The sequence below is a fragment of the Thermogemmatispora tikiterensis genome (assembly GCF_003268475.1).
GTDB lineage: Bacteria > Chloroflexota > Ktedonobacteria > Ktedonobacterales > Ktedonobacteraceae > Thermogemmatispora > Thermogemmatispora tikiterensis.
The window spans coordinates 5,912,818-5,925,522 of the sequence record NZ_MCIF01000002.1 but is presented as its reverse complement, the minus strand read 5'-3'; the positions used below and the strand labels follow the sequence as shown (position 1 = coordinate 5,925,522).

Genomic DNA, 12,705 nt, shown 5'->3' with positions numbered 1-12,705 from the left:
GAAGCTTTGTGTCTCTTCTCCGTCAATTGTGTTTTTGCTTAGGGGCATGCGAGCGCTCTCTGACTTACCCCATTAGCAGCTGGAAAAGGAGGAATCAACTCGTGCCGGTAGAGGAGCAAGCGTGCGCGCTCGCCTACGAGGGATTTGGGTTCACCTATGAGCAGGGGGAGAGTGAGGTCGTGCGCGACCTGTCGCTCCAGCTTTCCCAGGGGCGGGTGGTGCTGATCACCGGGCCGAGCGGAGCTGGTAAGACGACTATCTGTCGCGCGGCCAACGGGTTGATCCCCCATGAATTTAAGGGGACTATGCGGGGCCGGATCACGGTCGCCGGACGCTACGACTCACGGCGCTATAGCGTTAGCGCCCTCTCGAAGCTGGTCGGTCTCTTGCAACAAGATCCCGATACGCAGCTCTTCAATCCAACGGTCGAAGATGAAATCGCCTTTGGGGCCTGCAATTATGGTCTGCCCGCCGAGACCATTCGCCAGCGCCTGGAGCAACTGTTAGAGCTGACTCGCCTGAGCGAGCATCGGCGCAAGAATCCGCATCAGCTCTCGGGCGGGCAGCAGCAAGCCTGCGCTCTGGCGGCCATCCTGGCCTTTGATCCGCAGACCTTGATTCTGGACGAGCCAACGTCGAACATCGACCCTTTGGGGAGCCAGGAGGTGCTGAGGCTGGTGGCCCGCCTGGCGCGAGAAGAGGGACGGGCCACGCTCCTGATAGAGCACAAGCTTGATGAGATGGTTCACCTGGTCGACGAGATGCTGGTGATGGACCGGGGGCAGGTCTTGCACCGTGGTAGTGTACGCGAGGTGCTCGAACACGTCGAGTATATCGACTCGGTGGGGCTGAGCGTTCCCCAGGTGACGCTGTTAGCCGCACGCCTGCGCTCAGCCGGCTGGCCTCTGCCGCGCCTGCCACTGGATGTCACCGAGGCGGTGACGCTGCTGGAGCCTTTCATCGAGCGCGCGTCTCTGGCCAGCCTGCCAGTACCTGCGCCCTCCTGCGGCCTCGACGCTGGCCCGCACTCCGCCGGGGGAGTTGGCGCCGAGACCATCATCGAGGTCAGCGGCCTGAGCCACGTGTACCGCGATGGGACGCCGGCCCTGCGGGACCTCGATCTACAGATTCGCCGCGGCGAGTTTGTGGCTATCCTGGGCCAAAATGGTTCAGGCAAGACAACCCTGGTCAAGCATTTCAATGGCCTGCTGAAGCCCACCAGCGGCACGGTGCGCGTGGCCGGCCTTGATACGGCCAGGGCCAGTATCAATGAGATGGCTACCACCGTGGGCTTTATTTTCCAGAATCCCGATACGCAGATCTGTAAGTTGAAGGTCTACGATGAGCTGGCTTTCGGCCTGCGCAACCTGGGCCTGCCCGAGAAGCAGGTCAGGGAGCGGGTGCAGCAGGCCGCCGAGGATTTGGAGATTGTGCACCTGCTCGATAAAAATCCGTTCCTGCTGAGCATGGGAGAGAAGCAGCGCATTGCTGTGGCGGCAGTGCTGGCCATGCAGCCCAGCGTGCTGGTGCTTGATGAGCCGACGACGGGGCAGGACTATAGGCGCGCCAAGGAAATCATGGATCTGGCTGTACGTCTGCATGCAGCAGGTCAGACGGTGGTGGTCATTACGCACGATATGAATCTGGCAGCGGAGTACTGCCAGCGGGTGGTGGTCATGGCCAATGGTCACGTGCTGCTGGATGCGCCAACCCGTCAGGCCTTTCAGGCAAGAGAGACCCTCCAGGCTTCTTCGTTACGCGCCCCCCAGGTGACCCAGCTGGGCCAGCAGCTCGGCGCTCCCTGGGCCTGGCTGACGGTCAATGAGGCTCTGGCTGCTCTCTGTACGGTGCGAAAGGGGGCCGGCGATGGCGCTTGAACTGTCCTACCAAGACAGAGGCTCGATCATTCACCGCCTCGATCCACGGGTCAAGCTCCTGTGGTGGCTCTCCATCAATATCACTCTTACGACCTGGAATGACCCTCTCTTCCTCTTCTTGCTCCTGGCCAGCGTCTTCGCTTACGGGAGGATCGCCCGCATCCCGGTCTGGCAAGGGGTGCGGCAGCTTCTGCCGATCTTGCCGTTTGTGATCTTCGTACTGCTCGCCAATATCGCTTTCTGGCGCCCGGCCCATCCCGAGACAGCCCACTTCATTGGTTACGTTATCCCACGCGGCACGCCAGTGCTCCCGCCGGTGCCGCTTTACTGGGAGACGGTGGTTTTCTCCATAGGGACGATGCTGCGCCTGCTGGTGCTGGTTGAGAGCACGCTGGTGTTGATTAAGACCGTCTCGCCGGCGGAGATGGCTCTCGCTGTGGCGCGCATGGGGGTTCCTCCGGAGATCGGTATGGCGCTTTCGATGACCATCGCTTATATCCCGGTGGTGGTCGCTCAGCTCGTCTCGGTGATGGAGGCCCAGCAATCGCGGGCCTGGAAGGTAAAGACCTCCAATCCGATCGCACGCTTCCGCGCTTATACGACGATCGCTATTCCGACCTTTTTCCGCTCATTCCAGGCGGCAGAGGCGATGGCAGCGGCCATGCTCTCGCGCGGTTTCGGCTACGATATCGACCATCGCACGGAGCTGAAACCAACGCGCTTTAGCGGACAGGACTGGGCCCTGACGGCGCTGTTCGCGGCTTTCCTGGTGGGCGGCTTTCTCCTCGGTTTCTTCGGTATTGTGCAGTACACCCTTACGATGCGCTTGCTGGGCTTCCGCTAGGGGAGGAGAGAGACCAGCATCAGCCTGATTCTAGCCATATTGTCAGCGTTGCCAGAGGGGTTCTGTTGACGTGAGTTTCGCAGAGCGCAGGGGAGGGGATAAGCGCAGAGAGTCTGGCAAGCGGCCAGCTGACACTCCGCTAGAGTGTGGGCGCTTATGCCCTGCCCGGCGATGGCATCCAGGCCGCTGGCTGGAGCCATGACAGCTGGCTCGGCTCAGGCCCGGTCACGTTGCGCAACGGGTTAGATAGACGGCTCCTCCGTCGCGCCTCCCTCCAGTGACCATATGGCGGATGCCTGGCGTGAGCGTTGACTCGCCTCCGTCAGTCTTAGAGAGGAGCACGTATGCATGACGAGAAGAGAACCGAACGATATGTCGATAGGTAGTGCAACGCAAGATCACGAGATAGAATGCTTGACGCAATTAGAGCGTCTACTGCTGGAAGGTCTGGGAAATGCGCTCGCCGAGGAGGAGCTTCCACCCGACGGGGGGCGAGTGCTTGATCTAGCATGTGGGGCCGGCAACTGGTCCCTGGAGCTGGCCTTTCAGTATCCAGGGGTCGAAGTGCTCGGCATTGACTCCCACCCTGAGCTGATCGAGCGGGCCCGGGTCCAGGCCTGGGCCCGTAATCTGGAACACGTCAGTTTCCAGGTGGTGACTGGCAGGGAGTCGCATCCCTTTCCTGATGCGTCCTTTGATCGGATCTACGGGCGACACCTCTCCCCCTGCCTGCCACCGAAAGCCTGGCCACGGCTCCTGGCTGAGTGTTGCCGCTTACTGAAACCAGGCGGCAAACTGAGCCTGATCGAAAGCGAGGGGCCGCTGACCACCAGTCTGGCGGCTGAACGCAGCTGGTGCTTTGTGAGTGAAGCTCTTCAGCGCGCAGGCCAGAGCTTCTCGGTGGATGGGCGCCATCTCGGCATCACCGTGGTGCTGCCGCGCCTGCTGCGCCAGGCGGGTTTCGTGGATGTGCGGGTGCGTTCTCATCTCATCGAGTGGTCGCAGGGCAGCGAGACCCATCTCGCGGGTTGTAAAGCTTTCTTGAGCAGTTTCAAGCGTTTTGCTTCCTTGATCCTTACAACGGGCGTAGCCTCTAAGGAAGAGCTGGAGCAGCTAGAGGAGCAGACCCTGGCCGAGCTACAGGACGAGGATTTTTGCGCCCTCTGGCCATTGCTGACGGTCCGGGGACGCAAGCCGGTCTCTCCAGATGAGCTTCCTCCAGAGCGCGATTGGTGGTAGAAGGGGAGAGCCTCAACAACGCTGCTGCCAGCCGGGCCGCAGGCGCGACCCGGCCTACTGCTTCCTTCGCCCGCCTTGCCGGGGAAAGTGGAGGAGATGGGGGAGCAGCCTGCGCCCCTCTTGATCACTGAAGCTGCTCCCTCTCTGGCCAGCTCACAATGGCTCTGCCCCGCTTGCGCCAGGACTTGAGCGCTGCCCGCGCCTGCCCTTCATCAAGGGCAAAGTGGTCCTGTAGGAAGGTCCTCGCAGTCAAAGCGCTCGACGGCTCGGAGATATCCCAGCATCAGGTACAGCGACGTGAGCCATCTCAGGGAGCCGGGGAGCCTGATTCCGTGGAGCGCTGGGAGCGCTCCACGCCTGCCCAGCGCATAGCTCAGCGCTTTCAGACAGCCTTACAGGTTGGCGACGGGTGGCTGTGATCCTCCTCTTCCTTACGGCACCCCAGCAGCGCCTGTCGTAACCGCGATAGCCGGGAGGATGGGCCCCATTCCGCCAGCACCCACGGTATCAGCTGCTTGTAGAGATCGTACCAACCACTGGCCTCGGGCACGACGCTGACACGACCCTCGCTGTCGACGACTATGGGCGCTGGCGTGAGCAGATAGCGCTCAATCACTGGGATGGCTCGCTCGTCTCGACGCAGTACCAGGCAGCAGGTCAAGGGGCAGCTCAACGCGCAGATGGCCTGTAGCGCCATCCGGCTGGTGGCTGCCGCCTACCAGAGCGCGCGCAGCAATCGCCGCCCGCCCCAGCGTCCGTTCCAGTTCCGACGCCGATGGGCGCTGTTCCTGATCGGGCCACGAGGACGCGATGCCTCCCTGCGCCCCGATGGCACCCTCCCGCTCTGGACCGTGGCCGGACGTAAGCCGCTCCCCTATCGGGTGCCGGAGGCGTTTCAGCAGCGGCTGGCGCAGGCGAAAACGATGGACAGCCTCACGGTGCTGGAACGCGCTGGCCAGCTCGTCGGGCGCCTCACGATCACGCTGGAGGTGCCTGATCCCCCGACAGCATGCCCAGAGACTAGGGCCGTCGTGGGGATCGATCTGAATGAGACGAATGCGCTGGTGGCCGTGGATGGACAGAAGCGGGTCCTCTTTGTGAGTGGAAAAGCGGTGAAGGTGCGCAATCGGCGCACGGTGAAGACGCGGGCGCGGTTGCAGCGCAAGCTGGCGGCCCACAAGGCACAGCATCGGGACACGCGCAGAGCCCGGCGGGTGCTGCAACGGCCTGGCCGCCGGCAGCGGCACCGCACCCGGACCTTTGCCCAGACCGTGGCGAAGCGCCTGGTGGAGTGGGCGCCACCACAGGCGGTGCCGGTCTTCGAACGGCTGCAGGTGTCCCCATCGCAGCAAGAGCAGATCCGGGGGCGAGCGTTGCGGCGCCGGCTCGCGCTCTGGCAGCGGGGACTGCTCCGCCGCTGGACCGAGCAGCAGGCGCAGGAGAAGGGGTTGCGCGTGGCAGAGGTGAACCCGGCCTACACGAGCCAAGGCTGTTCCCACTGCGGCCAGCGCGGAACGTGTCGCCGGCATCGCTTCACCTGGCCCCACTGTGGGTTCCAGGAGCACGCCGATATCAACGCGGCCAGGAATATCCACGCGCTGTACTGTCCTACGGGGCAGTGGGCTGTTGTCAACCAGCCCTGAAGCCCAGGCCGCTGCGGCTGCGGGCAAGCCCCTGGCTTGAGCCAGGGGTCGTTGACTGAAAACAGTGCGCCCCTGACGGTCACCGATGAAGAGGCGGCCACTGTCCTCTCGTTATCGCTCACCATCAGGCGATGGTTCAAAAGCCTGGCCGGGCACAGTATCGAGATCGTGCATCTGGGTTCCACCGCCCTGCAGCAGATCCGCAAAGGCCGAGAGGGCTGCATACGCTCGTTCCAGATTCTGATGCCAGGTACCCATATGCTGACGAAATGGCTCGCTCACCTGAGCAGCAAGCTGAGAGGCTGGCTGGAGAATCTACTGATGCAGCTGAACGAGGTGAGCCTGCCAGGCTCGGTGCAGGTTCTTCTGTTGTGTTCCAGCAGTACTCTCAAGCCTCTGAGGAGAGTAGAGAATAGTATCTTCTATAGCACTTTAATAAAAATATAATACGAAACTACCGACTTTATTGTATTAGATAGTAATGCACAAAATCGCTCCTGTGAATAGTGCTGATGGCAGAATCATTTCAGTAATCGAACAACGTGCTCTTGATCTGCTCCAACTTGCTCACGGCCATTCACATCTTGACATAACAGGCTGGCAGCATGACAGAGTACCTGCTTTTCACGCTACCCCAGTTGCTACTAGACGCATCGGCAGGTGGTGCACCTGGTGACGGGTTCGGTCCTGATGATGACACCAGGAGCCTGCCCGCCCGCAAACTACCCCGCTCACCGTCACCGCCCGAGAGCAAACGAGGCCAGCCGTCTGCTCTGGGTCCGGTGACCCGACGGCTGGCCTCTGCTGGCCACGCATCTCTATCTACAGGATCAGGCGCACTGACTGTTTGTTTGCTTATCAAAGCAGCGCTCACTTGCTCTGATAGCACCAGAGCTTTCAATGATGTGAGCTGGGCAGTGGGACCTCGACGGCGACGTTGATGAGCGGATAGTACGCCTGAATCTGCCTGGCTCCATACTTCTCGCGGAAGCGCTCGGTAATGGCAGCCACGCGGCTCTGATCCTCAATCAGACGCACATTAGTGGTGAGAGCCTGCTGACCAGCACGCACTTGCAAGGTCGGAGCCTGGCGCAGGTTCTTGTACCAGCCGGTCTCGGTCCCGCGTACAGGCAGCAAATAGAGGGCATCGCCCTCCAGCACAAACCACACCGGGTACGTGTAAGCACGTCCACTGCTGCGCCCTTTCACCGTAATATCAATTTCACTGCGGCGCTGTAGCAGCGTGCGGATGTCCCTTTGACTCATAGCAGAACTACTATCCTTTCTCCCCGATCAAAGCAGCAGCCGCCTACCCACCAGAGGGAGTCGGCTTTCGTCGGCCTGTCAGGGCTACTGCCCGGAGTACTGTTCATCGCTAACGTGTTCCATCCAGTCGGCTACCTTGCCATCAAGTTCTTCTTGAATGGCAATATGGGTCATAGCCGTAGCTGGCGCCGCCCCGTGCCAGTGCTTCTCACCGGGAGCAAACCAGACGACATCACCCGGACGAATCTCTTCGATCGGACCACCCCAGCGCTGGGCCCGCCCACAGCCGGCGGTCACGATCAGGGTCTGCCCCAACGGATGACTGTGCCAGGCTGTACGCGCTCCAGGCTCAAAGGTAACGCTGGCCATGCGCACGCGCGCTGGACTGGGCGCCTCGAATAAAGGATCAATGCGCACTGTTCCAGTAAAGGTAGCAGCCGGTCCTTGTTGTGAGGGCTGCGAACCACTTCTTCTGATCTCCATCGTCTTCAGTCTCCCTTCCTTTAATTAATTGCGCTCACTTACCTTCCCCAGCGCCGGGCATCCGGCGCTGAGAGGGAGCAAGTAAGCCAGGCAGGTCAACCACCAGGTTCCTGCCGCGTCGCTCTGCCTGCCAGTCAAAGCCCTCAGCTCAGCCCGTCTTTCCTCATTCTCTCTGAGCGGAGAGAGCAGCAGCGCAGGCTGGCTTTCTTTCTTCTAGTGGCATTATAGAGATGGCCCTGGCCAAGGTGATAGAATAATTCTCGTTAAGAATTGGCTGATTCTGCACATGCCGAGAGGCAACGCCATCGTGGAGGAGGTTCCTATTCAATGACTCTTATCGCCATTGCAGAGCACGAGCGCCAATACGACGAGCGGCTACTCCAGCGCCTTCAGGCCAACCGCGAGGAACTGGCCGAGCGCATTGCGCGGGCCACTCCGCGCGATGGAGCTGTCGAACCACTTGAGGGCCTCGTTCTGGCGCGCCTCTCTTCACCATCTAACCCTTTACCCAGCGTTGCCGAACCGTCCTTCTGCGTGATCGCTCAAGGGCGCAAGGAGGTATTCGTTGAGCACAGTCGCTATGAGTACGACCCGTTCCATTACCTGCTAGCGACTGTTGAGCTGCCGCGCTTCAGTCGTGTCATCGAAGCCAGCCCCGAGCGACCGTATCTGAGCCTGACCCTGCGCCTTGAGCCTTCACAAGTCACCGCGGTACTGCTTTCTGCCGGCTATGTGCCCCGGCGTAGCTCGGCACACGCCCTGGATGTCAGCCCTCTGGATGAGCGGCTGCTGGATGCGGTGGTGCGTCTGGTCAGGCTGCTCGACACGCCGGAAGAGGCGCCGGTGCTGATGCCGCTGGTCACTCAGGAGATCATCTATCGCCTGCTGGTCGGCGAGCAGGGGAGGCGTCTCTGCCATCTGGCCCTGCGGGGCGGCGTGCCCTCGGAGATCGCCAGCGCCGTCTCGTACTTGCGCCGGCATCTTTCGGAGCCGCTGCGCGTCGAAAGGCTGGCTCGCGAGCTGGGAATGAGCGTCTCTAGCCTCCACCATCACTTTAAGGCTGTTACCGGTCTCAGTCCACTCCAGTATTTGAAGCAGCTGCGCCTGCAGGAGGCACGCCACCTGATGCTCAACGAGGGATTAGATGCCACCAGCGCCGCTTTCCGCGTCGGCTATCAAGATGTCTCGCATTTTAACCGCGATTATCGTGCCCTCTTCGGGCTACCGCCGGCCCGCGATATGCAGCGGCTGCGCCAGGAACTGGAGAGTCTGGCTGTCAGCACAGACTAAACCGCAATAGACAGGACAGAGCGACCGTCTCTAGCACAGCTCACGATCTCGGGCGCCCCCACGCGACTATACCTCCGGGGAAAAGGACAGCAACCGGTGATCTTCGTTTCAGCCGGGGGGAAGACGCCACCCTGTTCCCGACAGGTTACGAGCAGCTCCAACCAGATGCGAGCCGCCCCGAGAGAGACCCCTGGCTTCTTGTGATCGAAGGAAGCCAGGGGATGGGATACCAGGGACGTTGATCGTAACGGGGGGAGAGATCAGACTGCAGCCGCTGCCAGGCCAGGCGCGCCTCTGCGACCGATGTCTCGTCCTCAATGGTCGAGACATCACCAGGGTCGCGCCCCAGGGTGACGGCGCGCAGCACGCGGCGCATGATCTTGCCGCTGCGCGTCTTGGGCAACATATTGACGAAATTCAGCTCGCCGATAACGGCCACCGGGCCAAGCTCTGTGCGCACCGTCTTGAGCAGCTCCCGCTTTAGCTCCTCGGATGGCTCGTAGTCCTGCTTGAGGACGACGAAGGCCACGATTACCTCTCCGCGCAGCTCATCGGGGCGCCCAGTCACACCAGCCTCCGCAACGGCAGGATGTTTGAGGAAAGCGGTCTCGACTTCGATGGTGCCAATACGATGGCCGGCGATCTTAATGATCTCATCGGCGCGCCCGGCAAACCAGACGTAGCCATCCTCGTCGACATGAGCGGAGTCGCCGGTGTAGTAGACACCGGGCAAGATACCCCAGTAATCGCGCGCATAGCGCTCTGGATCACCCCAGAGCGTGGGGATCAGGCCGGGGAAGGGGCGCGTGATGACCATCACTCCCTTCTCGCCAGGACCGAGCGGCGAACCGTCCAGCGGGGAGACAACGCGGGCCTCGATGCCAGGCAGAGGGATGGTAGCCGAGCCGGGCTTGATAGGTAGCATGCCCAGGCCATAGGGATTGCCAAAGATCGGACCGCCGGTCTCAGTCTGCCACATGTGATCGATGACGGGGACCCGATTGCGCAGGACGCTCTCCTGCAGCCACGACCAGGCCGGGGCATTGAGGACCTCGCCGGCACAAAAGACGCGCTCTAGCGAGGAGAGATTGTAGCGGCTTGGCGGCTCATCGCCATACTTCATGAGCAGGCGCACCGCAGTGGGTGAGGTGAAGATGCCGCTGACGGCGAATTCTTCGACGATCTGCCAGAGCACGTCGGGCGTGGGATAGTCCAAAGCCCCTTCAAAGGCCAGGGTCGTGGCGCCGGCGATGAGCGGGGCGTAGACAATATAGCTGTGGCCAACGACCCAGCCGATGTCTGAAGTGGACCACCAGACGTCGGTCGGCTTGAGACCGAAGACCCATTGGCCCATACTATGAATGTGTACCTGGTAGCCGCCATGCATGTGGACGGCAAGCTTGGGTTTGGCAGTTGTGCCCGAGGTGGCCAGAATATAGGCCGGCTCGTTGGCTTCCAGGGGAAGGTAGCTGCCGCTCTGGCCAGTGGCCTGGGCCAGAAATTCCTGCCAGCTGAGATCGCGCCCGGCCTGCATGGCCACCGGCTGGCTGCTGCGCTGAAGGACGACGACGTGCTCGACGCTGCCATTGCCAGCAGCCAAGGCGGCATCAACAATTTCCTTGAGGTTGGTCTCTTTGCCCTTGCGATAGGTGACGTCGGCGGTGAAGACCAGGCGCGAGCCACTGGCCTCAATGCGATCGCGTAGGGCCTGAGCGCCAAAGCCGGCGAAGACGACGAGGTGAATGGCGCCGATACGCACGGCGGCAAGCATGAGCATGATGGCCTCGGGGAAGGTCGGCATGTAGATCGTGATACGATCTCCCCGCTGGATGCCCAGGCCGCGCAGGGCAGCCGCCAGGCGCTCAACTTCATGCAGGAGCTGAGCGTAGGTATAGAGACGGCGCTCGCCGCGCTCGTTCAAATAGATGAGGGCAGTGTGACCACCCCAGCCACGCTTGACGTGATGATCAAGGGCACTATAGGAGAGGTTTGTTTCTCCGCCAATGAACCAGCGGAAGGTGGGCGGAGTCCACTCGAAAGTGCGGTCCCAGCGCCGGAGCCAGGGGAGCTGCTCCGCCGCCTTGCTCCAGAAGGCTTCCGGGTTCTCGCGCGCCTCTTCGAGCCAGCGCTCGACAACAGGTGTGATCAGCTTCATAGACTGGCCGCCTTTCTCTTCTTCGAGGACAAACATCCGTGGCAGACGTGCCCGGTCGATAGTCTGGTGGCCCGAGAGCCTCTCTTGCTTGCATTGTAGCCCATGAGCCAGGGATCTGAAAAGAGATAGGGGATGCCGCTAAGAGGAGATCCCAAGCCGGCACTCAGTTGAACGGAGCGTCTGCTGCTCTCCTTCTTCGCACGTTGGGACTGGGCGCGGCAGAGGAGCAGAGCGTTACTGGCCCTCCGCCTGCGCTCCGGCCTGAGCCTGCCGTGACGCTCCTCCTGGCTCGCTCATCGCCAGTGGTCTGCGCCCCCAGACCGTGAGAAGGTTCCAAAGCCCACAAAAGTCTTCCTGCTGCATCTCAGCCACCGCTTGCTGATACAACTGCTCCAGCTCTTCCTTCGTCGCTCCCCCTGCCTTCACCAGGAAAGGCTGCAGCAGTTCCAGGCCGATCAGACTGTCCTTAAAGACCGCGTAGTGTACCTCAGAGCCTAGTGACCACTCGATGACCGTGGCCCGCAACTGCACCTCCTCAAAGCCTGCCTGCCTCACCAGGCGCGGCAAGACGGGCGTGATGCCAAAATGGCGTCCATCTGGCGAGAAACTCTGACCCGTACGCTTGAGCGCCTGGGACATCAAAGCCATCCATGTCTCATAGGCTGGACTCGTGGTCAGCAGAGGCTCCATCTCGGTCAGGCGCACGATGCCCCCCGGCTTGAGCAGCCGGTAGCACTCCGCCAGCAGCTTCGGCCAGGCCCCCGGCAACATGAAAGCAAAGAGCAACCTCCCATTGACCAGATCAAAGGAGCCGTCTTCAAAGGCCAGCGGCTCCATCACATTCATCACCTCAAAGTGCACATTCTCCAATCCCCTCGACCAGGCCTGCGCCCGCGCGTACGTGATCACCTGCTGACTGATATCCACCCCGATCACCTCCGCCTTCGGATACTGAAAGGCCAGCTCTAAGGCCCATCCCCCCGGTCCACAAGCCAGGTCCAGGACCCGCCCCCGCTCCGGCAGCCTGATCCCCGGCTCTGGCAGCAGGCCCCCCATGCCCTCCGTCAGCAGCCGATCCTGCTGCATCAGCCGCGCCAGCTCTCCTGCGTTCTCAGGATCGATTGGATAGGTATTCTCCGTGCCGCTCCCGCTCTTCATCTCGGTGCATTCCTCAAAATCTTCCATCTGCCGGGAGTGGACAGAGCAAGGCCGTACCTTTCTTGTCTTGCAGTCGTCAACTGGCGCTGGCTACATACTGAGAGAGCCAGCACCCAAGTGGTCACGTGCTCCCACTCTGTCCTGTCCTGCCCGGCAAGGCCAGACAAAGATCTCTAGTGCTAGCTCTCCGCCTGCGCTCCGGCCCGAGCCTGTCCCTCTGCCATCTCTGCTGACTGGGACTCAGCCGCCGCTAGCGGCTTGTATCCCCAGACGGTGACCAGGGGCCAGAGAGCACAGAAATCGTCTTGCTGCATCTCAGCTACTGCCTGCTGATACAAACGCTGCAACTCTTCCTTTGTCGCCATCCCCATTTTGACCAGGAAAGGCTGGATCAGCTCAAACCCAAGCAGGTAGTCTTTAAACACAGCGTAGTGGGCCTCCGTGCCCATTGACCACTCGATGATACTCGATCGCACCCGCACCTCCTCAAAGCCTGCCTGCCTCACCAGGCGTGGCAGAACGGGAGTGATCCCCATACGGCGCCCGTTCGGTGAAAAACTCTGTCCCGCCCGCTTGAAGGCTTCATAGATCAGGCCCCAATACTGCTCAGTAGCAAGGCTACTACACCACGGGCCTTCGGTCTCAGTCAGGCGCACGATGCCCCCCGGCTTGAGCAGCCGGTAGCACTCCGCCAGCAGCTTCGGCCAGGCCCCCGGCAACATGAAGGCAAAGAGCAACCTCCCATTGATC

11 protein-coding genes and 1 pseudogene are annotated in these 12,705 nt (G+C 61.5%); 5 read left to right on the top strand and 7 right to left on the bottom strand.

What is annotated here, in order from left to right; all coding sequences use genetic code 11:
- The first annotated feature begins 101 nt into the window (after positions 1-101).
- The 3 genes from A4R35_RS23570 (at position 102) to A4R35_RS23560 (ending at position 3,960) form a co-directional block, all read left to right on the top strand.
- The gene (locus A4R35_RS23570) at positions 102-1,877 is read left to right on the top strand and encodes an ABC transporter ATP-binding protein (protein WP_189362264.1); all 1,776 of its coding nucleotides are present in this window, start codon (positions 102-104) and stop codon (positions 1,875-1,877) included.
- On the top strand, positions 1,867-2,721 hold the full coding sequence (locus tag A4R35_RS23565; RefSeq protein WP_189362262.1) for an energy-coupling factor transporter transmembrane component T family protein: 855 nt from the start codon (positions 1,867-1,869) through the stop codon (positions 2,719-2,721). Before A4R35_RS23570 ends, A4R35_RS23565 begins: the two co-directional genes overlap by 11 nt.
- 348 nt (positions 2,722-3,069) lie before the next feature.
- Positions 3,070-3,960: a class I SAM-dependent methyltransferase gene (locus A4R35_RS23560; protein ID WP_112433852.1), complete on the top strand. Its 891-nt coding sequence runs from the start codon at positions 3,070-3,072 to the stop codon at positions 3,958-3,960.
- A 382-nt stretch (positions 3,961-4,342) separates the two neighbouring features.
- Here A4R35_RS23560 and A4R35_RS24000 read toward each other — a convergent pair whose 3' ends face one another.
- Positions 4,343-4,576, bottom strand: coding sequence for a hypothetical protein (locus A4R35_RS24000; protein WP_146747320.1), 234 nt, complete (start codon positions 4,574-4,576; stop codon positions 4,343-4,345).
- 4 nt (positions 4,577-4,580) lie between these two features.
- On the opposite strand from A4R35_RS24000, the gene A4R35_RS23555 reads away from it, so the two are divergent.
- Positions 4,581-5,603: an RNA-guided endonuclease InsQ/TnpB family protein gene (locus A4R35_RS23555; protein ID WP_112433850.1), complete on the top strand. Its 1,023-nt coding sequence runs from the start codon at positions 4,581-4,583 to the stop codon at positions 5,601-5,603.
- A gap of 111 nt (positions 5,604-5,714) precedes the next feature.
- On the opposite strand, the gene A4R35_RS24470 is transcribed toward A4R35_RS23555, so the two are convergent.
- The 3 genes from A4R35_RS24470 to A4R35_RS23540 all read right to left on the bottom strand — a co-directional run bounded on the left by A4R35_RS24470 (position 5,715) and on the right by A4R35_RS23540 (position 7,352).
- Positions 5,715-5,885 carry a hypothetical protein gene (locus tag A4R35_RS24470; RefSeq protein ID WP_189362260.1) on the bottom strand — a complete coding sequence of 57 codons (171 nt, stop codon included), beginning with the start codon at positions 5,883-5,885 and terminating at the stop codon, positions 5,715-5,717.
- A 615-nt stretch (positions 5,886-6,500) separates the two neighbouring features.
- A complete protein-coding gene (locus tag A4R35_RS23545; protein ID WP_112433846.1) occupies positions 6,501-6,869 on the bottom strand; it encodes a nitroreductase/quinone reductase family protein in 369 nt (122 codons plus the stop codon).
- Between the two features lie 84 nt (positions 6,870-6,953).
- Positions 6,954-7,352 (bottom strand): (R)-mandelonitrile lyase, encoded by a 399-nt coding sequence (locus tag A4R35_RS23540; protein ID WP_112433843.1) that lies wholly within the window; start codon positions 7,350-7,352, stop codon positions 6,954-6,956.
- Between the two features lie 327 nt (positions 7,353-7,679).
- Between A4R35_RS23540 and A4R35_RS23535 the strand changes: the two genes are divergently transcribed.
- On the top strand, positions 7,680-8,642 hold the full coding sequence (locus A4R35_RS23535) for an AraC family transcriptional regulator (RefSeq protein WP_112433841.1): 963 nt from the start codon (positions 7,680-7,682) through the stop codon (positions 8,640-8,642).
- Between the two features lie 145 nt (positions 8,643-8,787).
- On the opposite strand, the gene A4R35_RS23530 is transcribed toward A4R35_RS23535, so the two are convergent.
- The 3 genes and pseudogenes from A4R35_RS23530 to A4R35_RS23520 form a co-directional block, all read right to left on the bottom strand.
- Positions 8,788-10,797 (bottom strand): acetate--CoA ligase, encoded by a 2,010-nt coding sequence (locus A4R35_RS23530; protein WP_112433839.1) that lies wholly within the window; start codon positions 10,795-10,797, stop codon positions 8,788-8,790.
- Positions 10,798-11,031: 234 nt separating this feature from the next.
- Positions 11,032-11,955, bottom strand: coding sequence for a class I SAM-dependent methyltransferase (locus tag A4R35_RS23525; RefSeq protein ID WP_189362258.1), 924 nt, complete (start codon positions 11,953-11,955; stop codon positions 11,032-11,034).
- A gap of 179 nt (positions 11,956-12,134) precedes the next feature.
- Positions 12,135-12,705 (bottom strand): annotated as a pseudogene (locus tag A4R35_RS23520) (hypothetical protein); the annotation flags it as partial.